The sequence below is a fragment of the Cryobacterium sp. LW097 genome, assembly GCF_002205495.2.
Lineage (GTDB): Bacteria > Actinomycetota > Actinomycetes > Actinomycetales > Microbacteriaceae > Cryobacterium > Cryobacterium zongtaii.
Genome location: NZ_CP021992.1, coordinates 1002782 through 1023767, shown reverse-complemented (window position 1 = coordinate 1023767; position 20986 = coordinate 1002782). Strand labels below are relative to the sequence as shown.

The window sequence follows — 20986 nt, the reverse complement described above, 5'->3', positions numbered from 1 at the left end:
TCACAGGGACACCTGCGCAGCCCCATCGAAGGTCGCTCGTTCGACGAATCTCCCCATGTGCCGAGCTTCACTGTCGTACCATTCGCGCACGTAGTCGAAGAGGCCGATGTAGGTGAAAGTGCACTCGGTCGACCCGAAGGTGGAACCGGAGGTAGCGCGGTCCATCTCGGACGCCCACGGACCATCTACCCTGATGTTGATGGTGCTGATGTAGGCGCTGCCTGCCATCTTCTGCTGGACCAGGTGGAATGCGGCGCCGAGCTTCCCATCCGGGAAAGCGACATCGATCACGCGCTGACCGGCTATGTTGGCGTCCTCCTGCTCTCGACAGTCCGCGGCCAGCAGCAGCTTCTCGGCGGTAGCTCGCATGGCTGCCGGGCCCTTCGGCATGTCGGGCACGGCGAGAATTTCGGCAATGTCCCAGTCCTGCACGCGGGCGATCGGCTGGATTCGAATCATGTCGAAGAAGGACTCATACTCCTCCGCGGTGAAGCCGGCCCGCATGAGGTCGACTACGGGTGCGTCCGCCCAGCCGGGGTGCGCCTCAATGTGGGCCAACATCTTGGGCGTGGGAGCCGCGATGGCGGCAGTGCAGGTTTCGTTGGTAGTCTGGTGGTTCACGATTCGTTTCTCTTTCCTAGCTGGCTTGAGGTGCGGTTGTCTTCCCCGGTTACCGTTGGCGCGGTGCCGGGGTCTTTGCTTTTCAGGTGCAGGTGAGTGCGGCCAGTGCGTCGTGCAATGCGCGTTTCACACTGCTCGAGGAGCGGCCTGAGACTGTCCGAGTCGATCCAAAATCGAAGCCCGCTCTCGTGGGTGATGACGTACTTTCCGGGCAGCATGTTCGCAATAGCTCGGTTGGCGGTGGGGTCGCCGTAAGTGATCGGGTCGTAGTCAAGCGAGTGGTCAGCTTGGCTTGGGGCGTGGGCGGGGTTAGGCGGCTGCGGCATCGAACGCTTCCGCGATGAATGCCTCCACGTCGACGTCGCGGAACATGCGACGACCGCCGATCAGCGCCGACTTGGGCGCGCTGCCGTTGTGGATCTGCCAGCGAAGGCCTGCGGGGGTCTTGCGTAGCAACTCGGCTACTTCTTCGAGCGTGAGCAACTTGGTCACGGGGTCCTCCGGTCTATTCGTGAAACGCTTGAAATCTAAGCGCCTGAGCAATGGTTGCACACGTTGAGACTGAGTGCAAGCCGTGGACGCTTGATTTGTGTGCGTGTCTCGCATAGGCTCGGCCGCATGAGTGAACTCCCCCCAGGCTTCGACGAATGGTCGACTGACGAGCAGGCCATGTTCCTGCGTGGCTCGACGGTAGAGGCCCTACAGGTCGCCGCCGAGTCGCAACCCAAACGCCCAGCGCCGGCCATGCAGGCGATGAGCCTTGAAGTGGAACGGGGTTTCTGCGCCAAGCTCAAGCAACTTCGGGAGCAGCGCGGCTGGTCCCAAAACGAGATGGCCGTCAAGCTATCTGAATATGGATTCGACCTGCATCAGACGACGATTGCCAAGTTGGAGGCCGGCAAGCGACCCCTGCGTGTTGCCGAGTTGTTCGCCTTCGGCCTGATCTTCGGCCTACCACCCGGCGCCATCTTCTTCATGCCCGTGCTCGCTGGCGACTTCCCCGCGATGGATGAACTCGACCGACGACTCAACGAACTTGAGACATATCGCGATGAGGCGCGTCAAAGATCCATGCGCGTACTCGACACGCTCGTAGCGACAGAGGCGGACTTCGAGTACAAGCGCCTGCAGCTTGTGCGTGACATGGCCGGCATGAACCGATCAGGGGGCAATGATGGCGAGCATCCAGAAGCGCCCTAACGGCTCGTGGCGGGCTCGGTACCGCGACGACGAGGGCAAGGAACACGCCCGGCACTTCGACCGCAAGATCGACGGCCAGCGGTGGCTCGATGGCGTCACGGCTGGGATGGTCACGGGGACCTACGTCAGCCCTGCAGCGGGCAAGGTGACACTGACCGCCTTCTATCTCATCTGGGCTGAGCGGCAGGTCTGGGAGACAGGCACGCGGCGCGCGATGGATCTCTCCGTGCGGTCGTGCTCGTTCGAGGGCGTCGAGCTCCGGGCGCTCAAGCGCTCACACGTGGAGTCTTGGATCAAGGCCATGTCTGCGGCCGGCCTCGCGCCGCTGACCATTCACGGCCGCGTGCGCAACGTGCGCTCGGTGCTGCGCGCTGCGGTGCGAGATCGGGCGCTCAGCGTGGACCCGTCTGAGGGCGTCTCCCTGCCACGCAAACGCCGCGCCGACATGGCAATGGACATCCCGACGCCTGAGGACGTTCGACGGCTCTACGATGGCGCTGAGGACTGGTTCAGGCCCGTTGTCGCCCTCGCAGCGTTCGCCGGCCTGAGGCTAGGTGAGGTCAACGGCCTGCAGCTCGCAGATATCAACTTCCTGCCCCGCACCATCTCGGTACTGCGCCAGGTGCAGCGAACGCCGGGGATGGCTATCGAGATCCGCTCACCCAAGTACGGGTCAGAGCGCGTCATCCCCGTGGCTGACAGCTTGCTCCTGATCCTCTCGGCGCACGTCGAGAACGTCGGCGTCTATGGCGATGACAACTGGATTCTCCCAGGGCGTGACGGGGGCCCGATCTGGCCGCGCACCATCGCGTACCACTGGGACCGGCTGACCGCGCGCCTAGACCTGAACGGTGTGCGCCTGCACGACTTGCGGCACTTCTACGCTTCCGGCCTGATCGCCTCAGGGTGCGACGTCGTGACGGTGCAGCGAGCACTTGGGCACCGGTCCGCGTCCGTGACCCTGAACACCTACAGCCACCTCTGGCCGAACGCCGACGACCGCACCCGGTCCGCGTCTCAGTCCCTGATGGATGGCGCTCTGGCGATTCCTGCGGACTCCCTGCGGACTGCAGGCGCGTAACCTCCGTGAAATCAACGATCTGAGGGCATCCGGGGAAATGATCCAGATCTCCTCGATGTCGGGGTCGTCGAGGAACGGTTGCAGGGCACCGAACCCGGTGAGCGCGGCGACCACCTCTCTGCTGGCCTGGAACTCATCGGTGAGCAACGGCAGTGATCCGCCGAGGGCCCGTTCGCTGTACCGGCGCACCTCGTCGCGCACGTATTGGTCGGCGAGGGCGTCGTCGGCGGCCAGGTCGACGCCGTCGCGGCGCACGCGCAGCCGCACCTGCTCGGTGATGATGCGCACGGCCTCGGTCATGAAGGAATCCTGCTGCACAACCGGCCACGCGCGTGCGAGTTATCCACAGCCTGACCGGACGGGTGACCGTTCCACCACTCCGGCGCAGAACCAGGGCACTCTAGACTGGAGCCTCACTCGCGGGAGTGGTGAAATTGGTATACACGCAGGTTTTAGGTACCTGTGCTTTCGAGCGTGAGGGTTCAAGTCCCTTCTCCCGCACCGACGGGCTCCGGCTGTCGGCACTCAGATGCCGTCCGGCTCCGCTGTAACCGAGAATTCTCTTCGATGCTGGCCACCCTGAATACGCTGTGGTTAGGATTGCCTTACTCGTCTCCCAGCAGATCGGTTCTCATGACCGCGACCCCCAGCTCTCCACAGCGCCCCCAGGACCAGCAGCAGAATCTGGCCGACTACCTTCGCGCCAGCTCGAGCACTCAGCACCGCGATACCGAAACGCGGTCCTTCATCACCGAACTGATGAGCGGTGCGCTCTCGCTCGCGGACTACACCCGGTACCTCGGGCAGTACGCCTGGGTCTATGAGGCTCTCGAGCAGCTCGTCGACCGGGTATCCCAGGTCGACCGCATCGACGTCTTCGACCCCGCCCTCGACCGGCTGCCCGCCATCGAAAGCGACCTCGCCGCGCTGGGCGTCGACGACTGGCGCCGCGAGCATCCGCCGCTACCGGCGACGACCGAGTACATCGCCCACTTGCAGTCCCTCACCAGTGCCGACAGGGTGCGCTGCCTGGCCCACCATTACACCCGCTACCTCGGTGACCTGTCGGGCGGCCAGGCCATCGCGGCTCTCGTGGCCCGGTACTACGGTGCCGCGCCCGAACAGCTGGGCTTCTACAGGTTCGATGCGATCAACAACATCGTGCAATACAAGCGTGCCTACCGCGATCGGCTGAATGCCATGTCGCTTGCACCGGCCGAGGTGAACGCCCTCGTCGCGGAGGTCGATGCCGCGTTCACCTACAACGGCGCCGTTTTCGACGGGTTGGCGCGCTAGCCGATGGTCCGCGCCGCGGCCCTGGACGGCCAGCTCAGCGACTTCCTCTCCAGCGCGGGAGTCGTGGTGTTCTACCTGCTCGTCTGGGCCCTCGTGTTCGCCGGCACTGCCCTGTTCCTGGGGGTGTTCATCCCGTTCGTCACCGGTGACTCGCTCCTGTTCGGCGCCGGCCTGGTGGCAGCGTCCACGACCAACCTGAACATCGTGGTGCTCGCCGTCGGCGTCGGGATCGCCGCGTTCCTCGGCGACCAGGTGGGCTTCCTGCTCGGTCGACGATACGGTCGCGGCTACCTCGACAAACGCGGTGGCCGGCGCACCCAATTGGCAATTGTGAAGACCGAGTCCTTCTACCTCAAGTACGGCTGGTGGGCGGTGGTCGTGGCGCGTTTCATGCCGTGGGCACGGGTTTTCGTTCCCGTCGTTGCCGGAGTCGGCCGCATGAACTACTACAAATTCCTCTCCAGCAACATCGTCGGAGCCCTGGCTTGGGGTGTGGGCATCACCCTGACGGGCTACTACGCCGCAGCGATCCCCGGAGTGAAGAGCGCGGCCTACATCATCGCGGGTTTCTTCATCACGGCGTCGATAGTTTTCGGCCTGCGCACCTGGTTCGCCGATCGTGCCCAGATGCGCCTCGACGCCCGCACGAGCACCGGATCTCACAACACATTGGGGGGTTAGCCCACCCCTTCATCAGGCCTTCAGATGCCAGAACGCGCTAACCTGTAGCGACGCAAGCGATCACCGCCGACTGGCCGATCTAGCCGCCGACGACTGGAGTTTTCTTCGTGATTAACACAGCACTCATCCCCTGGCTCGACCCCGAGATCCTCATCAACGGATTCGGACCCTGGGCGCTGCTTGGTGTGTGCGCGATCGTCTTCGCCGAGACCGGCCTGCTGATCGGGTTCCTGCTCCCCGGTGACACCCTGCTCGTCATCACCGGCCTGTTCGTCTTCTTCGACATCATCACCATCGACATCTGGTGGGTGGCCCTGGCCATCGGTGCTGCCGCCTTCGTCGGCGGCGAGGTGGGTTACCTGATCGGCCACAGGCTCGGCCCGCGGGTGTTCGAGCGCAAGGAATCGGGCCTGTTCAGCGTCAAGAACGTGCAACGCACGAACGCCTTCTTTGTGCGCTTCGGCGGATTCGCCGTGATCGCCGCCCGCTTCGTGCCGATCGTGCGCACCTTCGCCCCGGTCGCCGCGGGCGTCGGACACATGGACTACCGCAAGTACAGCCTGTACAACTTCATCGGCGCCATGATCTGGGGCGCCGGCCTCACCTTCTTCGGCTACTTCCTTGGCTACATCCCGCCGCTGGCCGACTTCGTGCGCAACTACATCGACCTGATCCTGCTGGGCGCCGTTGTGCTCACCCTGCTCCCCACGATCTACCACTACGTGCAGTCCACCGTGAAAGCCCGCCGCGAGGCCCGGTCCGGCGTGACCGTTGACCCGAAGAACCTGGTGCTCGATCCCGAGACCTTCAAAACCGACAACGACGGCAAGCACGAGGCCTGACCCCTCCTCAGCGCGTGACGCTCAGAACGTCAGCGGTGCGAGTGGTGCTCGTGTTCGGCATCCGCCGCATGATCGGCCGGCTCGAGCTGAAACGTGGAGTGCTCGACGTCGAAGTGGTCGGACAGGCATCCGGACAGCTCGCGAAGCAGCGCGCCCGACCGTCCGGCCGCGAGCAGCTCGGGTTCGACGACGATGTGGGCGCTGAACACGTGTGACCCCGACGTGATCGCCCACACGTGCACGTCGTGCACGGCCACGACGCCGGCGGTGCCCTCGAGGTGCTCCCGGATCGCCCGCACATCGGTATCCGCCGGCACCGACTCGCTGAACACCCGCACCACGTCGCGCAGCAGACCGAAGGCCCGCGGAATGATCATCGTGGCGATCACCAGTGATGCGATGGCGTCCGCCTGCGCGAAACCGGTCAGTAGGATGACGACGGCCGCCGCGATCACGGCTACCGATCCCAGCGCATCGCCGAGCACCTCGAGGTAGGCGCCGCGCATGTTGATCGACCCGGCCGCGGCCGGACGCAACAGCAGGATCCCGACGATGTTGGCCAGCAGGCCGACCACGGCCACCACGAGCATCGGGCCGGCCAGAACCTCGGCGGTGGCGCCGGAGGTCAGCCGGTTGATGGCACCGACGACCACGAAGCCCGCCACCACGATCAGGATCAGGCCGTTGAGCAGCGCACCGAACACCTCGGCCCGCTGGTAGCCGAAGGTCTGCCGATCGGTGGCGGGGCGGGCCGCGACGACGGTAGCGGTGAGAGCGATGATCAGACCGGCCAGGTCGGAGAACATGTGGCCGGCATCGGCGAGCAACGCCAGCGAGCCGGTGATCCAGGCACCGACGATTTCGACGACGAGGACCGCAGCGACCAGGCCGATCACGATCGACAGGCGTGAACGATTGCTCGTCGAAGCGGATGCGTGATCGTGGCCCATGCGTCAACGCTACGAGCCCGCCCGGGCGAAAGCCAGCCCAGCGGCTAGTTGGGAATGAGTGCCGTTCTCAGCTGGCTAGAAGCTCGGTGAGTACCGGCCCGAGGGCTGCAAAGGCGACTGCCCGGTGGCTCTCGGCGTTCTTCACGTCGGCGGGCAGTTCGGCGGCCGATACGTCCTGTCCGTCCGGCTGGAAGATCGGGTCGTAGCCGAAGCCGCCGGCACCGGCCGGCTCCCGCAAGATACGACCCGGCCACTCCCCCGAGACAGCCCGTTCTACGCCGTTCGGCAGCGCCAGCGCAGCCACGCAGGTGAAGTGACCGGCCCGGTGTTCGTCGGTCATGTCGCTGAGCTGCCAGAGCAGCAGACGCAGATTCTCCTCGGAGTCCCGCGCCGGCCCGCCCCAGCGGGCAGAGAAGATGCCGGGTGCGCCGCCCAGCACATCGACGCAGATGCCGGAGTCATCCGCGATCGCGGGCAGGCCGGTGTGCGCGGCGGCGGCACGCGCCTTGATCAGCGCGTTCTCGGTGAACGTCGCGCCGTTCTCGACAGGCTCCGGCCCGTCGTAGGCCAGCACCTCCAGGTCCGGCAGCATGGGCGCGAGGATGCGGCGCAGCTCCTCGACCTTGTGGGCGTTGTGGGTGGCGAGAACGACGCGCATGTCAGCGGCCCAGCGTGGTCTTCTGCAGCTCGGTGAGCGTGATCGCCCCGCCGAGGGCCAGGTCGAGCAGAGAGTCGAGCTCGCTGCGGTCGAAGGGGGCGCCCTCGGCCGTGCCCTGCACCTCGATGAACTTGCCGCGACCGGTGACGACGACGTTCATGTCGGTCTCGGCGCGCACGTCCTCGGTGTAGGCGAGGTCGAGCATCGGCACGCCGGCGATGATGCCCACCGAGACGGCCGCGACACTGTCGGTGAGCGGCTGGGCCTTCTGGGCGATGAACTTCTTCTCACGGCCCCATTCGAGGGCGTCGGCCAGCGCCACGTAGGCGCCGGTGATGGCGGCGGTGCGGGTGCCGCCGTCGGCCTGCAGCACGTCACAGTCGATGACGATGGTGTTCTCGCCGAGCGCCTTCATGTCGACGACGGCGCGCAGGCTCCGACCGATCAGCCGGCTGATCTCGTGGGTGCGGCCACCGATACGGCCCTTGACCGACTCGCGGTCCATGCGGGAGTTCGTCGAGCGCGGCAGCATCGAGTATTCGGCGGTGACCCAGCCCTTGCCCTTGCCGGCCATCCAACGCGGCACGCCGTTGGTGAACGACGCGGTGGCGAGCACCTTGGTTCGGCCGAAGGAGATCAGCGCGGATCCCTCGGCCTGGTCGCTCCAGCCGCGCTCGATGGTGACGGGGCGCAGCTGGTCGTTGGTGCGGCCATCGGCGCGCAGGATGTCGGTCACGGGTTCTCCTTGGAATGACGGGGGGTGAAGAGGCGGGATCGAGCGGTCGAGGCGGCCAGTCTGGTCACCTCGCTGAGACTGATGGTGCCGGTCGCGACGAGGTCCACGTGGGAGATCTCCGGGCCGAGTAGGCGGTGGGCGAGGCGGAGGAAGTCGTCGGCGCTATCGCCGGTGGCCTCGTAGCGGTAGCTGGGCGGGGCGGCATCCACCCGTTCGAGACCTTGGCCCACCAGCACCCTGTAGACGTCGTTGGCCGTCTCAGTGTGGCTGGAGACCAGCGTCACCGCGTCACCCATGACGTAGGAGATGACCCCGCGCAGGAACGGGTAGTGGGTGCAGCCGAGTACGAGCGTGTCCACGTCGGCGGCCTTGAGCGGTGCGAGGTATTGCTCGGCGACGCGCAACACTTCCGCGCCTGTGGTGACTCCAGATTCGACGAACTCCACGAAGCGCGGGCAGGCCTGCGAGAACAGCTGGATGTCGGTGGCCGCGGCGAACGCGTCGTTGTAGGCCCGAGAGTTCACGGTGCCCGCCGTACCGACCACGCCGACCCTCTTGTTGCGGGTGGTGCCCACCGCACGGCGCACCGCGGGCTGGATAACCTCGATCACCGGGACGCTGTAACGTTCCCTGGCATCCCTCAACACGGCCGCAGAAGCGGTGTTGCAGGCGATTACCAGCAACTTCACATCTTGGGACACCAGGTCGTCGAGAACCTCGAGTGCGTACTCGCGGACATCGGCGATCTTCTTCGGCCCGTAGGGCGAATGCGCGGTGTCGCCGATATACAGGATCGACTCGTTGGGCAGTTGGTCCTTGATGGCCCGGGCGACGGTAAGCCCGCCGACCCCGGAGTCGAAAATCCCAATCGGTGCATCAGTCACGTCGATCAAGCCTAGCCGGGTTCGGCCTTCGGCCACGCTGGACACCGCTATATGCCCAGAACCGCCCAACGTACGTGGGCCGGAATATAGCCGTAACTACACTCGGCATATGGGCCAGGCCAACCAGGCAGAGCCCGCACCGGAGACGTCCCTCGCGCCGTCTGAGGAGATGATCGTCATGAATGATCGAGTCGTAATCACCGGACTGGGCGCACTGACGCCCCTCGGTAATTCGTGGACCGAAACCTGGGACGGCCTGACCAACGGCCGCAGCGGTGTCGCCCGCATCACGCAGTTCGACGCCACCGACCTGCCCACCCAGATCGCCGGTGAGGTGAAGGACTTCGACCCGGCCACGCGGATGTCGATCAAGCAGGTCAAGCGGGCCTCGCGCGCCTCCCAGCTGGCGATCGCCGCGGCCCGCGAGGCAGTCGCGGACGCCGGCTTCGGGCCGTCAATGGAGGGTATCCACACCGGCGTCATCGTCAATAGCGCCGTGTCCGGCTACGCCGAGATCCAGGATGCCACCGAGCACGTCAACGCCGGCAGCGCCCGCCGCATCTCGCCCCGCTTCGTTCCGCAGTCGCTGATGAACATGGCCGCCTGCGAGATCGCCATCGACCTGGGCGTGCACGGCCCGGTGAACGCCAGCGCCCTGGCCTGCGCGAGCGGTGCCTACGCCCTCCTCGAGGCGCGCACCATGCTCGTCACCGGCGACGCCGACGTCGTGATCGCCGGCGGTGTCGAGGCCGCCATCACCCCGGTGATGTTCGCCGGGCTGAACGCCATGCACGCCGCATCCACCCACAACGACGAACCCACCGAGGCCAGCCGCCCGTTCGACGCCAACCGCAACGGCCTGGTCTTCGGCGAGGGCGCCGTGGTGTTCGTCATGGAGCTGCTCTCCCACGCCCGCGCCCGGGGTGCCCGCGTCTACGCCGAGGTGCTCGGTGGGGCGCTCACCAGCGACGGCTTCAGCATCGTGGCCCCCGACCCGTCGGGCACCTACGCCAGCCAGGCGATCACCCGCGCCCTGGACAAGAGCCGGCTCAACCCGGCCGACATCGACATGATCGTGGCTCACGGCACCTCCACCCAGGCCAACGACAAGGCGGAGACCCTCGCGATCCGCAACTCACTGCGCCACTTCGCCGACAAGATCTCCATCACCGCGCCGAAGTCGATGACCGGGCACATGATCGGCGCTGCCGGAGCCCTGTCCGCCCTGGTCGGCGCCCTGTCGATCAAGAACGGCATTGTGCCGCCCACGATCAACCTGCGCACCCCCGACCCGGACTGCACCCTGGATTACACGCCGCTCACCGCGCGCATCCAGCCGATCAAGCACGCCCTGGTGAACGCGTTCGGCTTCGGCGGGCAGAACTGCATCGTCGCCTTCGGCGCCCTGTAGGCCCCAGCCAGGATCCGCGAGTTGCCGCAGACGGCCCCTTCAGTGCATCTGACGGGGCCGTTTGACGTATCTCGGCGAACGGGCGGCGGGAGGGTGTGCACCGGGCGTCCAGCCCGGGCAGTGCGGTGACGGCTAGGCTTCTCGCGTGACCGAGACTTCTGCCTTTCGAACCGACCGCTACGAACTCACCATGGTGGATGCCGCGATCCAGAGCGGCACCGCGAACCGGGAGTGCATGTTCGAGGCCTTCGCCCGGCGGCTGCCCGCCGGCCGACGGTACGGGATCGTGGCCGGCACCGGCCGCCTGCTCGACCTGATCCGTGATTTCAGGTTCGACGAGGCTGAACTCGACTGGCTGCGCGCCAACAACGTGGTGCGCCCGCCCACCCTCGACTGGCTGGCGGACTACTCCTTCAGCGGCAACATCTGGGGATACCGCGAAGGCGACGCGTACTTCCCGGGCTCGCCACTGATACAGGTCGACGGCACCTTCGCCGAGTGCGTCGTGCTCGAGACCCTGATCCTCAGCGTGCTCAACTACGACAGCGCCGTGGCCAGCGCCGCCGCCCGCATGGTGTCGGTGAGCCTGGGTCGGCCGCTGGCCGAGATGGGATCCCGCCGCACGGGCGAACACTCCGCCGTGGCCGCGGCCCGCGCCGCGTATATCGCCGGGTTCGCCTCCACCAGCAACCTCGAAGCCGGCCGGAGCTGGGGCATCCCCACCATGGGCACCGCCGCGCATTCCTTCACTCTGCTGCACGACACCGAAGAGGACGCCTTTCGGGCCCAGGTGGATGCGTTCGGCGCGTCGACCACGCTGCTGGTTGACACCTACAACATCGAGCGCGGCATCGAACTGGCCGTCTCCGTGGCCGGCACCGGGCTGGGTTCGATCCGCATCGACTCCGGCGACCTTCCCACCGTCGCCGCCGCCGCGCGCGCCCAGCTGGACTCGCTCGGCGCCGTGAACACCCAGATCACCGTCACCAGCGACCTGGACGAGTACTCGATCGCGGCGCTGTCCGCGTCGCCGGTGGATGCGTTCGGGGTGGGTACCTCACTCGTGACAGGGTCCGGCGCACCGGCCGCCGGCATGGTCTACAAGCTGGTGGCGCACAGGAACACCGCAGACGAGTGGGTTTCGGTGGCGAAAACCTCGGCCTCTAAGGCCTCGGTCGGCGGGCGCAAGAGCGCCGTGCGACTGCTTGACGCGACAGGCACGGCGCGCGAAGAGATCGTTATGGTGGCGGCGAACGGCCCGACGGACGCACCGGTTGACGCCCACGAACCCCACGCCGCCGGAGCCACGGAACGGTCGTTGCTGGTGCCGCTCATGGAGGCCGGGGTTGTCGACGAACGCTACGTGGGCGCAGCCGGCACCCGGCTGGCCCGCGAGCAGAACGCCGCAGCCATGCGTGAGCTGCCGATCGATGCGTTCAGGCTCGGCCGCGGCGACGCCGTCATCCCGACGGTGTTCCGCTAGCGGGGTGTCGACAAGCTCGACCAACGAACGGGTTAGTCCTGCTTCATCTTTTCGTAGATTGACTTGCAGGTCGGGCAGACCGGGAACTTCTCCGGGTCGCGGCCCGGCAGCCACTTCTTGCCACACAGCGCCTTGACCGGCTTGCCGGTCATCGCCGACTCGAGGATCTTGTCCTTCGGCACGTAGTGCGAAAAGCGTTCGTGGTCACCGGGCTCGATCTGCTCCTGGTTGAGCAGTTCCTCGAGTTCACGATCGAGGGTGGATGTTCCGCCACCAATATCTGGGCCGCGGCCAGGCTCTGCGATGCTCGCGCGAATGTCGTGTGTCATGGAATCAAGTGTATGCAGCTACGCGCGCAATGCGGAGGAGAGCATTTCGGGACCACGGCGTTCGAAGGTCCGCGAGCCCAGCCAGACCCCGCCGATCAGCATGACGAAGCCGATGCCGAGCCCCCAGTAGAGAGCCGGCAGGTTCCACACCGGATCCACGAAGACACCCAGAACGGCGCACACGATGGCCGGCAGGGCCACCACGATGGACCCGACGAAGGTGAACGACTGGATGATCGCGGCGGCGGTATCCGACGACTGCGGCTGCGCGAACGGGCTGTCCCCTGGCTTGGTCGCCGGGTAGGGGAACCGGGCCGACGTGAAGCTGGAGAAGCCCAGCCCGGCGAGCAGGATGCAGGTGCTCACGCCGAGCAGACCGGGCAGCACCGCCCAGTCCCCGTGCACGCTGACGCTGACGGCCGAGCCCAGCCCGATCAACGGGATGCCCACGAAGAGCGCCGGAACGAGCCGGCCGACGCGGTCGGCCACTCCGCGCGGTCCGGAGACCACGTGCAGCCAGATGGCGGTGTGGTCATACGCGACGTCGTTGTGCAGCGTCCAGCCGAGGAAGACGCACATCAGAGGCACCGGAACGAGGACGAGGTATTCGAAGGGCATCCCCGCGAAGACGAGAGGCAGGATCACCAGGACCGGGACGATGGGGATCATGATCAGCGAGACCCAGTAGCGCGGGTCGCGGCCCCAGTAGGTGATGCTGCGGGCGGCGATCGCACCGATCGGGTTGTGCGGCATCCGGTCGAACCAGCCCAGGCCGACGTAGGCCTTGGCCTGAGCCTCGCGACCCGGCGTGATGAGCATCCGGGCCACCAGACCCTGCCAGGCGAGCCAGAGCAGGTACACGGTCGCGGCGGCGATGAGGAGCTTGAGGAAGGCGATCCCCCAGTCGCCGACAGCGGCGTCTCCCGGCACGGCCCACGCTGCGCCCAGCGGCGTCCAGCCGAGGATGCTCGCGAAACCGCCGAGCACGTCGAGCCCGTATTTGCTCCAGTCCACATTGACCAGCAGGACCACCACGGGGGTGATCATGACGATCAGCAGGATGCCGATGATGCCGGTGAACTCGCGGGCGCGGCGGGTGGACAGCAGGAATGCCGAGATGGACGTGCTCACCCGGGAGGCGAGCATGCAGGTCGCCAGAAGCAGCGCGGCCGCCAGGATGGCGAACAGGGTCTCCCCCACACCCCTGGACCAGGTCACGATGGTGCCCAGCAGCACCAGCGCGAGGGTGGTCGCCGGTACGCCGACGAGTGCGGATACGGCGAGGCCGAACGACAGCTGCTTGTTCGGGATGCCCAGGGTGGAGAATTTGCGCGGGTCCATGCTGTCGTCCACGCCGAAGACGAGCGGCACGAGGAAGAAGCCGAGCACCACCAGCGAGCCGGCCACGATGAGGCCCTCCCGAATGGCGCCGACGTCGTCGACGAACCGGAACGTGATGAGCATGGCCACCAGGGCCGCGGCGACGAGCAGCCCGTAGAGCAGGCCGAGCACCACTCCCACGACCTGCCAGGGGCTACGCCGGAACAGATTGGCGAGCAGCCTCAGTTTCAGTCCGAGAAATTGTGCAACCACTCCAGGCCCTCCGCAACCTTTCGTCCGCCGGCGAGGTCGACGAAGCGTTCTTCGAGTGACACGTTGCCGCGCACCTCGTCGATCGTTCCCGCGGCCAGCACCGAACCCTGCACAATGATCGCCACGTGGTCGCAGACCCTCTGGATGAGGTCCATACCGTGGCTGGAGAGAATCACCGTTCCGCCGGCAGCGACGTAGCGCTGCAGAATCTCGGTGACGTTCACGGCCGACACCGGGTCGACCGATTCGAACGGTTCGTCGAGCACCAGCACGCGCGGCGAGTGGATCATCGCGCAGGCCAGGGCGATCTTCTTGGTCATGCCCGCCGAGTAGTCGGCGACCAAACGGTTGAGAGCATCCTCAAGGCCGAACGCCGCGGCCAGGTCGGCGGACCGGGCCCGCACGGTTTCGCTCTCGAGGCCCCGCAGCACGCCGGAATAGTAGAGAAGCTGTGCACCGGTGAGCCTGTCGAACAGCCGCAGCCGGTCCGGGAGGACTCCAATGGTGCGCTTGGCGGCGATCGGGTCGGCCCACACGTCCACGCCGTGTACCTGGATCGAACCGGAGTCCGGCCGCAGCAGCCCGGTGATCATCGACAGCGTGGTGGTCTTACCCGCGCCGTTAGGGCCGACGATGCCGTAGAACGACCCGGCCCGAACTTCGAGGTTGACGTCGGCGACGGCCACGTTCTGGCCAAAGCTCTTGTTCAGCCCGCTGACCGCGATCTCCACGCGAGGGGACGCCCCGATGACGGCGGATGCGCCGGTGCGCGGGGCCATCGGCTTGCGCACTACCGGCGGGATGCGCTGCGCCGTGGCACCGACAACGGGTTCGGGGACCGCGGTGGCCTGGCCGGTGCGATCCGCGGCCGAGACGACGGGCACCGTAGTCCGAGCGGGTGCAACAGGGGCTTCGGGGCTCGCTGGTACCCCGGCTGCCACGGCATCCGTGCGCTCGGCAGCGCCGAGGTCGGTCGGAGACACGGCCTCGGTCTGCTTCGGAGCAAACCTGGGCAGCCGCCAGAACGGCCGCTTCGCGGGCTGGGCCGGCTCGGAGGCAGGGGCGCTCGTCGCAGGGGTCACGGTGAGCACAACGGTGTCGTCGGACTCCGGCGAGGCCGGCATCGTCAAGACGACGGTCTCGTCGTCGGCGGAGAGCGCGGGGGCGACCGGCACGACCGGCAGCACCATGGTGGCGTCGGGCTCGGGTGCAGCGGGCGCGGCCGTGTCGGGCACTGAGGCGACGGGCGCTTTCGTTACGGGCTCTATAGTGACGGATTCCGCAGCGGCTGGTGCGTCCTCAACGGCAGCCGATCGTGCCGCAGCGGCGGCGGCAGCCGCCGCGGTGGCGGCACGTGCAGACGCTGTGGCGGCGGTCCTGGCGGCGGCAGACTTCGCCGCGGCGGACTTGGTCGCTGCGGCGCGGGCCGCGCCGGCCTTGGTGGCCGATTCGGTCTTGGCGGCAGCGGCCTTGGCGGCAGCGGCCTTCGAAGCCGCGGTCCGGGCGCTGCTCGAGCGGGCGGCCGCGGTCTTGGCCTTCTCGGGGCCGACCTCCGCGGGGCCGGCGGGCAGGTCCAGCTCGGAGGCCGCGGCGGCGGCCTCGACGGCCTCCGCGGTATCGGCCGTGGACGTCGTCGTGGCCGGCAGCCTGGTGGCCTTGGCGACCGCGGGCTTCACCGGCGCCTTGCGGGCAGCGGGGGTGCGCGTCACCGTGACGCGCGCCGGCGCCGTTGCGGGTTCGGCGGCGGCCGGGGACACGGACGTCGTCGTCGGTACCGACACGTCCTCCGCCAGCGCGGCGGCGGCCGGCTTCTTCTTGGCCGGAGCGCGGGGCGTCGACGTGGCTCGCGGAGTCGCAGGGGTGCGCGGTGCGCGGGTCGTGCTGCGCGCAGGCTTCACCGGGGTTGTCGAGCCGTCGGCGGTTGCTGTGTCGGCTGAAACCGATGTGTCGGCGTCGGATGCGGCGGGCGCGTTCGACGCCCCACCGGCCGAGGACGTCGTGGTTCGGGGGGTGCGGCGCACCGGAGGCTTGCGGGGCGGCAGCGCGCCGGTGGTCGGTGCTGTCGTTGAAAGGGAATCGGGCTCAGGGGCTCGGTTCGCAGGGGCGTTGTGTTCGATGGCACTACCCTCGCGTTCCGGCTCCGTATCGGGAACGGGCAAGACCGGAGTCCGCTCGTCAGGCTCGGAGTTCGGAGGCACTGGAGTCACCTCGCTAACTTACCAAGGACCGTCTGACCTCGCTGGGGCTGGCGGCGGTCGCAGGCGGATTCTCACCAAAACTCGCGCCGGAATCGCAGGTCACAGGGCCGCACGAATCGTCACGATCAGGACACGCCTCTGACCGTCTCTTCCCCCAGAACGGGGTCGTCGGGTAGTCTGAAGGTGGCATAACGGTGTGTCTATACGTGAACTTAGGGGTGAACCGCAGGCAAACTCGGCGAAAACGTCCGACCGCTGCGGGGCCACCCAGATCTTTCTTAGGAGATATTCGTGACCACCCAGGTAGTAATACTTGCAGCAGGAATGGGCAGCCGCCTCGGCCGCTCCCTTCCCAAACCGCTGACCGAACTCAACGACGGCCGCACGATCATGCAGCAGCAGTTCGACAACATCGAGCACGCCTTCGGCAAGAAGACCAAGGTCACCATCGTTGTCGGCTACAAGCTCGAGCACATCATCGAGGCTTTCCCGCAGGCATCCTTCGTCTACAACGAGCAGTACGACGTGACCAACACGTCGAAGAGCCTGTTGCGCGCCCTCCGCGCGTCCGCCAGCGGCGGCGTGCTGTGGATGAACGGCGACGTCGTATTCGATCCCGCTATCCTCGATCGCGCTGCCGCGATGATGAAGCGCGACCAGTCCTTCGTCACGGTCAACACGTCGAAGGTGTCTGACGAGGAAGTCAAGTACACGACGAGCGCCGAGGGCTACATCAAGGAGCTGTCGAAGACCGTGAAGAACGGGCTCGGCGAGGCTGTCGGCATCAACTACGTGTCTGCCGCTGACAAGCCCATGCTCATCCACCACCTCAGCAAGGTCGGCGACCAGGACTACTTCGAGCGCGGCATCGAGCTCGCGATCGAGAAGAACCGCATGCTCGTGGAGCCCGTCGACATTTCCGACTTCTACGCCGTCGAGGTCGACTTCGCCGAAGACCTCGAGCGCGCCAACCTCTTCGTCTGATCAGCCTGGAGCCGTGGGGCGGTCGCGTCGATGGCGCGGCGCCCCGATCCGCTCCCATACGATAGAGCGCGTGAGTAGTTACGCTCAGGTGCGTCCTGAACAGCGCACCCCGTTTGCGCGGTACCGTCATTCCCTCTGGCTGTTGACCCAGCGGGACCTGCGGGTGCGGTACTCCACCTCCGTGCTCGGCTACTTCTGGTCGATCCTCGACCCGCTGGTGATGGCCGGCATCTACTGGTTCGTTTTCACCCAGGTCTTCCAGCGCACCGTCGGCAACGAACCGTACATCGTCTTTTTGCTCGCCGCGCTGCTGCCGTGGATGTGGTTCAACGGGGCCGTCTCCGACTGCACCCGGGCATTCCTGCGTGAGGCAAAACTCATCAGGTCCACCCGGATCCCCCGCACCATCTGGGTCAACCGGCTCGTGCTGTCCAAGGGCATCGAGTTCATCGCCGCCATTCCGGTCCTGATCGTCTTTGCGATCTGGTCCGGCGCCGAGGTCAACGTTGATGCGATTTTCTTCCCGCTGGCCATCCTCATCCAAGCCGTGCTCACGGCCGGAGTCGGCCTCATCGTGGCCCCACTGGTTGTGTTCTTCCGCGACCTCGAGCGAGCCGTCAAACTCATCCTGCGCTTTCTGTTCTACGCGTCGCCGATTATCTATGGCACGAGTGACCTGCCGGAGCAGCTGCACTTCTGGGCGGCGTTCAACCCGCTCAGCGGCATCTTCAGCCTCTACAGGGCCGCGTTCTTCCCCGGCGAGCTGGACTGGTTCGTCGTGGCCGTCAGCGCAGCCATGTCGGTGGCATTCCTCGGAATCGGCCTGCTGGTCTTCTCCCGCACCGAGCGTGCCGTGCTGAAGGAGATCTGATGACCGAGACCGTCATCTCCCTGAACGACGTCGGAATCAGGTTCCGCCGGAATCGGCGCAGCCGCCGCAGCTTCAAGGACCTCTTCGCCGGCACCCGCCGCCGCACCAGGTCCGGTGAGTTCTGGGCGCTGCAGAACGTGTCGTTCACCGTTCAACGCGGTGAGGCGATCGGGGTCGTCGGCCGCAACGGCCAGGGCAAGTCCACCCTGCTCAAGCTCGTCACGGGTGTTGTGCTGCCCGACGAGGGCACCGTGAACGTCATCGAGGGTGTCGCCCCGCTGATCGAGATCACCGGCGGCTTCGTCGACGACCTCACCGTGCGCGACAACGTGTACCTCACGGCGGGTCTGCACGGCATGACCCGCAAGCAGATCGATTCCCGCTTCGACGACATCATCGAGTTCGCCGAGATCGCCGACTTCATCGATACCCCGTACAAGCACCTGTCCAGCGGCATGAAGGTGCGTATCGCGTTCGCCGTGATCTCCAGGCTCGAGGAGCCGATCATCCTCGTCGACGAGGTGCTGGCGGTCGGCGACAAGGCGTTCCGCGAGAAGTGCTACCGACGCATCGAAGAGCTGCTGGCCGGCGGACGCACCCTGTTCTTCGTGTCGCACAACGAGCGCGACCTGCGCCGGTTCTGTGCCAGGGGCCTCTACCTCGACAAGGGTGAGCTGGTCCTCGACGCCCCGATCAACGACGTCCTCGACCGGTACAACGCCGAGTACGGCATCAAGAAGGCCTGAGACGTCGCCCGACCGCGATTCGTCACGGCCAACGCGCATCAATCTGGCTGGGAATTACCTCGACGATGCTCAGTTTCGAACCGTAAACTCGTGCTTCTGCACCCGAGGAGGACCGCACCATGGCTAAGAAACCCACACCACTGCTGTCGCCCACCGGCGGGCTGCCGCAGGGCGGCCAGCTGCCATCCGGCGTCGCCACCGGTTTCGACAGGGTCATGGCGATTCATCGCCCCGCTGTGCTCGCCCACATCCGCAGCATTCGCCACCGTCACCCCGATGCCTCGCCGGAACAGCTTGTGCGCATTCTGGAGCGGCGTTATCTCGCCGCTGTCACCAGCGGCGGCGCCGCGGTCGGCGCGACGGCCGTGATCCCCGGCGTCGGCACCGGTATCACGCTCGCTCTGTCCGGCGTCGAGACGGCCGGGTTTCTTGAGGCGACCGCTCTTTTCTCCCAGTCCGTCAGCGAGGTGCACGGGATCACGGTGAGTGATCCTGAGCGCGCGAGGGCGCTCGTGATGACCATGATGCTCGGCCACGAGGGCTCCGACCTGGTGCGTCAGCTGGCCGGTCAGGTCACCGGCGGAGGAGTGGCCCGTACTGCCTACTGGGGAGAGTTGGTAACCACCAGCCTGCCCCGCGCCATCATGGGGCCGCTGACAGACCGCCTCAAGCGCACCTTCATCCGGCAGTTCGCTGCCAAGGGCGGAGCCAGCCTGATCGGCAAGGCCGTGCCGTTCGGCATCGGCGCCGTGATCGGCGGAATGGGCAACCACATTCTCGGCAAGCGGGTCATCGGTTCGTCCAGGCTCGCGTTCGGTCAGGCGCCCGCCGCCTTCCGCCCGGAGCTCGACCCGCGGGCGCACACCATCACGCTGCGCGACGGCGCCGTGATTCCCGGCAACCGGCTCACTCAGCTGGGCCACGGCGCACTCCGGGCACTCCCCCGGCCGCTCCGCCGCCGGCCGACCGGCGGGGACCCGGTCAAGCCGGATGCAGCCGCACCGGCGGAACCCCTCTAAGCAGAGCCCGACCGGCCTGACCCTGCCCGCCTCACCCGATCACTCAGACGTCTTCGGTCTCGCTGACTTCCTCGACGAACTCGGCGAGGTCGTCGTCGTCGCCGGCGTGCACCTGGGCGAACCGGTCCCATTCGGTCATCAGATGTTCGATCGCGGCATGGAACCGCGCCGTCGGCGCACCGGGCGTGGGATCGCCGAAGTACTGCTCGACCCAGACGCGCAGACGTTGGTCGGCGCCGTCGTCGTTCACAAGCTCGTCGAGGGTCTCGACGATACCGGCGGTCTCGCCCGCGTCAAGCCACTCGCAGTCGGACAGGTACCCGCTGGTGTCGATGGCGGCGAGAGGGTTCAGCGGCCGCGTCACCATGAGCGGTTTGCCCGATGCAAGGCGGTCGTAGACCATCGCCGAGATGTCGACGATCGCAACGTCGGCGGCGGAGAGCTGCCAGCCAAGCTCCGCGCCGGTGTCGATGATGTGCTGGGCGCTGGCATCACGGCTGTTCGCCGTGTTGATCATGGCCATGATCTGCTTGTTCGCCAGACCGTATTCGTGGTCGACCACACCTGATCGCGGATGCGGGCGGTACACCAACCGGTGCCGGGGGCTGCGCAACAGGGCAGTGACCAGGGCCACGCCGTACGTGGCGATGGAGCCGTACGCGGCGGCGGCGCGGTCGCCCTCCCAGGTGGGCGCGTAGAGCACAACGGTGCGCTCGTCGGGCATGAACGGCAACCGGCCCGAGTAGTGGTCGGCCTGGGGCCGACCGATGGTGATGGCCCGCTTGTCGAAGTCGTAGTCCCAGAGCACCTTGCCGAGCCTGGCGACGGCGGCCTGACCGGCCACGAACGAGTAGTCGTAGGCCTTGAACTGGTTCGTGGTCATGTACATCTTGTCGCTCTCACCATGGTTGATGAAAACGTGCCAGCGGCGCCCGTAGCGCATCATCTGGAAGTTGCGGGAGTTCTGATTGACGTACAGGACGATGCGGATGTCCTGCTCGGCGATCACTCGTTCGAGGTCGGACACCTTGCGCACGTAGGCGACCGGGATCGGGCTCTCTTCGATCAGCTTCATCGTGCCGCCGGCGGTGCGGCTCAGGACGACCACGGGCCAGGTCTCGGCCAGCTTCGCGAGTGGCTTGTACCACTGGCGCATCTGGTAAAGGTTCACCGGGCCATCCGCGAAGTACACGGCGATCTTGAAAGTATTGGCGGGCAGCGGGCCGCGTACGGCGAGGCGCTCGGTGAGTAGGCGCTGAGCCTTGCGGGAACCGAGCACATCCTTCACCAGCTTTGCTGCGAGTCGGACGTCTTTGCTGCTTACCACTGCTCCAGCCTACCCACCGGGCCGGGACCTAGGGCCTACCGCCCCCCGGAAGGGGCGCACCGGTAGCCAATCGTTA

21 protein-coding genes and 1 tRNA gene are annotated in these 20986 nt (G+C 66.7%); 12 read left to right on the top strand and 10 right to left on the bottom strand.

The features are described from left to right. On the bottom strand, positions 1–621 hold the full coding sequence (locus tag B7495_RS04730; protein ID WP_088455554.1) for a hypothetical protein: 621 nt from the start codon (positions 619–621) through the stop codon (positions 1–3). Between the two features lie 309 nt (positions 622–930). After that, entirely contained in the window at positions 931–1113 is a 183-nt protein-coding gene (locus tag B7495_RS19300; RefSeq protein ID WP_240632401.1) for a helix-turn-helix domain-containing protein, read from the bottom strand. Positions 1114–1239: 126 nt separating this feature from the next. Between B7495_RS19300 and B7495_RS04720 the strand changes: the two genes are divergently transcribed. The 6 genes from B7495_RS04720 to B7495_RS04695 all read left to right on the top strand — a co-directional run bounded on the left by B7495_RS04720 (position 1240) and on the right by B7495_RS04695 (position 5721). Beyond that, entirely contained in the window at positions 1240–1821 is a 582-nt protein-coding gene (locus B7495_RS04720) for a helix-turn-helix transcriptional regulator (protein ID WP_088455552.1), read from the top strand. Next, on the top strand, positions 1793–2902 hold the full coding sequence (locus tag B7495_RS04715) for a tyrosine-type recombinase/integrase (protein ID WP_240632400.1): 1110 nt from the start codon (positions 1793–1795) through the stop codon (positions 2900–2902). Before B7495_RS04720 ends, B7495_RS04715 begins: the two co-directional genes overlap by 29 nt. A gap of 419 nt (positions 2903–3321) precedes the next feature. After that, positions 3322–3403, top strand: a tRNA-Leu gene (locus B7495_RS04710). A gap of 132 nt (positions 3404–3535) precedes the next feature. Continuing rightward, on the top strand, positions 3536–4198 hold the full coding sequence (locus B7495_RS04705; RefSeq protein WP_165788009.1) for a heme oxygenase (biliverdin-producing): 663 nt from the start codon (positions 3536–3538) through the stop codon (positions 4196–4198). A gap of 3 nt (positions 4199–4201) precedes the next feature. Then, complete coding sequence (locus tag B7495_RS04700; RefSeq protein WP_174776258.1) at positions 4202–4879, top strand: DedA family protein; 678 nt, start codon at positions 4202–4204, stop codon at positions 4877–4879. A gap of 107 nt (positions 4880–4986) precedes the next feature. Continuing rightward, a complete protein-coding gene (locus tag B7495_RS04695) occupies positions 4987–5721 on the top strand; it encodes a DedA family protein (protein WP_088455550.1) in 735 nt (244 codons plus the stop codon). A 29-nt stretch (positions 5722–5750) separates the two neighbouring features. Here the strand turns inward: B7495_RS04695 and B7495_RS04690 are convergent, their stop codons facing one another. The 4 genes from B7495_RS04690 to murI form a co-directional block, all read right to left on the bottom strand. Beyond that, the gene (locus tag B7495_RS04690; RefSeq protein ID WP_088455549.1) at positions 5751–6671 is read right to left on the bottom strand and encodes a cation diffusion facilitator family transporter; all 921 of its coding nucleotides are present in this window, start codon (positions 6669–6671) and stop codon (positions 5751–5753) included. A gap of 67 nt (positions 6672–6738) precedes the next feature. Further along, entirely contained in the window at positions 6739–7329 is a 591-nt protein-coding gene (gene rdgB, locus B7495_RS04685) for an RdgB/HAM1 family non-canonical purine NTP pyrophosphatase (protein ID WP_088455548.1), read from the bottom strand. A gap of 1 nt (position 7330) precedes the next feature. Next, entirely contained in the window at positions 7331–8065 is a 735-nt protein-coding gene (gene rph, locus B7495_RS04680) for a ribonuclease PH (protein ID WP_088455547.1), read from the bottom strand. Beyond that, entirely contained in the window at positions 8062–8949 is an 888-nt protein-coding gene (gene murI, locus B7495_RS04675; RefSeq protein ID WP_088457910.1) for a glutamate racemase, read from the bottom strand. The genes rph and murI overlap by 4 nt, the downstream gene beginning before the upstream one ends. Positions 8950–9058: 109 nt before the next feature. Here murI and B7495_RS04670 point away from each other — a divergent pair, with 109 nt between their 5' ends. Next, positions 9059–10360 (top strand): beta-ketoacyl synthase, encoded by a 1302-nt coding sequence (locus B7495_RS04670; protein WP_198414981.1) that lies wholly within the window; start codon positions 9059–9061, stop codon positions 10358–10360. A 145-nt stretch (positions 10361–10505) separates the two neighbouring features. Continuing rightward, positions 10506–11843 (top strand): nicotinate phosphoribosyltransferase, encoded by a 1338-nt coding sequence (locus B7495_RS04665; RefSeq protein ID WP_088455546.1) that lies wholly within the window; start codon positions 10506–10508, stop codon positions 11841–11843. A 32-nt stretch (positions 11844–11875) separates the two neighbouring features. On the opposite strand, the gene B7495_RS04660 is transcribed toward B7495_RS04665, so the two are convergent. The 3 genes from B7495_RS04660 to B7495_RS04650 are packed head-to-tail and all read right to left on the bottom strand — an operon-like array spanning position 11876 to position 14544. After that, complete coding sequence (locus B7495_RS04660; RefSeq protein WP_088455545.1) at positions 11876–12172, bottom strand: DUF3039 domain-containing protein; 297 nt, start codon at positions 12170–12172, stop codon at positions 11876–11878. A gap of 18 nt (positions 12173–12190) precedes the next feature. Next, on the bottom strand, positions 12191–13765 hold the full coding sequence (locus tag B7495_RS04655; RefSeq protein ID WP_240632399.1) for a hypothetical protein: 1575 nt from the start codon (positions 13763–13765) through the stop codon (positions 12191–12193). Next, complete coding sequence (locus B7495_RS04650) at positions 13741–14544, bottom strand: ABC transporter ATP-binding protein (protein WP_134480754.1); 804 nt, start codon at positions 14542–14544, stop codon at positions 13741–13743. Before B7495_RS04650 ends, B7495_RS04655 begins: the two co-directional genes overlap by 25 nt. Positions 14545–16254: 1710 nt before the next feature. On the opposite strand from B7495_RS04650, the gene B7495_RS04645 reads away from it, so the two are divergent. From B7495_RS04645 to B7495_RS04630, 4 genes are all read left to right on the top strand, one after another. Then, positions 16255–16947: an NTP transferase domain-containing protein gene (locus B7495_RS04645; protein ID WP_088455544.1), complete on the top strand. Its 693-nt coding sequence runs from the start codon at positions 16255–16257 to the stop codon at positions 16945–16947. Positions 16948–17017: 70 nt separating this feature from the next. Continuing rightward, positions 17018–17818 (top strand): ABC transporter permease, encoded by an 801-nt coding sequence (locus B7495_RS04640; protein ID WP_240632398.1) that lies wholly within the window; start codon positions 17018–17020, stop codon positions 17816–17818. Beyond that, positions 17818–18564, top strand: a complete 747-nt coding sequence (locus B7495_RS04635) for an ABC transporter ATP-binding protein (RefSeq protein ID WP_088455542.1) — start codon at positions 17818–17820, stop codon at positions 18562–18564. Before B7495_RS04640 ends, B7495_RS04635 begins: the two co-directional genes overlap by 1 nt. 119 nt (positions 18565–18683) lie before the next feature. Then, positions 18684–19583 carry a hypothetical protein gene (locus tag B7495_RS04630; RefSeq protein ID WP_240632397.1) on the top strand — a complete coding sequence of 300 codons (900 nt, stop codon included), beginning with the start codon at positions 18684–18686 and terminating at the stop codon, positions 19581–19583. Positions 19584–19626: 43 nt separating this feature from the next. Here the strand turns inward: B7495_RS04630 and B7495_RS04625 are convergent, their stop codons facing one another. Then, entirely contained in the window at positions 19627–20910 is a 1284-nt protein-coding gene (locus tag B7495_RS04625) for a hypothetical protein (protein ID WP_088455541.1), read from the bottom strand. Positions 20911–20986: the final 76 nt, after the last annotated feature.

Excerpts from the sequence above, each read along its gene's own strand:
- B7495_RS04635 (WP_088455542.1), top strand. The coding sequence starts at position 17,818 with ATGACCGAGACCGTCATCTCCCTGAACGACGTCGGAATCAGGTTCCGC.
- B7495_RS04700 (WP_174776258.1), top strand. The coding sequence starts at position 4,202 with ATGGTCCGCGCCGCGGCCCTGGACGGCCAGCTCAGCGACTTCCTCTCC.
- B7495_RS04705 (WP_165788009.1), top strand. The coding sequence starts at position 3,536 with ATGACCGCGACCCCCAGCTCTCCACAGCGCCCCCAGGACCAGCAGCAG.
- B7495_RS04650 (WP_134480754.1), bottom strand. The coding sequence starts at position 14,544 with ATGGCCCCGCGCACCGGCGCATCCGCCGTCATCGGGGCGTCCCCTCGC.
- B7495_RS04670 (WP_198414981.1), top strand. The coding sequence starts at position 9,059 with ATGGGCCAGGCCAACCAGGCAGAGCCCGCACCGGAGACGTCCCTCGCG.
- B7495_RS04660 (WP_088455545.1), bottom strand. The coding sequence starts at position 12,172 with ATGACACACGACATTCGCGCGAGCATCGCAGAGCCTGGCCGCGGCCCA.
- rdgB (WP_088455548.1), bottom strand. The coding sequence starts at position 7,329 with ATGCGCGTCGTTCTCGCCACCCACAACGCCCACAAGGTCGAGGAGCTG.
- B7495_RS04630 (WP_240632397.1), top strand. The coding sequence starts at position 18,684 with ATGGCTAAGAAACCCACACCACTGCTGTCGCCCACCGGCGGGCTGCCG.
- B7495_RS04720 (WP_088455552.1), top strand. The coding sequence starts at position 1,240 with ATGAGTGAACTCCCCCCAGGCTTCGACGAATGGTCGACTGACGAGCAG.
- B7495_RS04715 (WP_240632400.1), top strand. The coding sequence starts at position 1,793 with ATGATGGCGAGCATCCAGAAGCGCCCTAACGGCTCGTGGCGGGCTCGG.
- B7495_RS04690 (WP_088455549.1), bottom strand. The coding sequence starts at position 6,671 with ATGGGCCACGATCACGCATCCGCTTCGACGAGCAATCGTTCACGCCTG.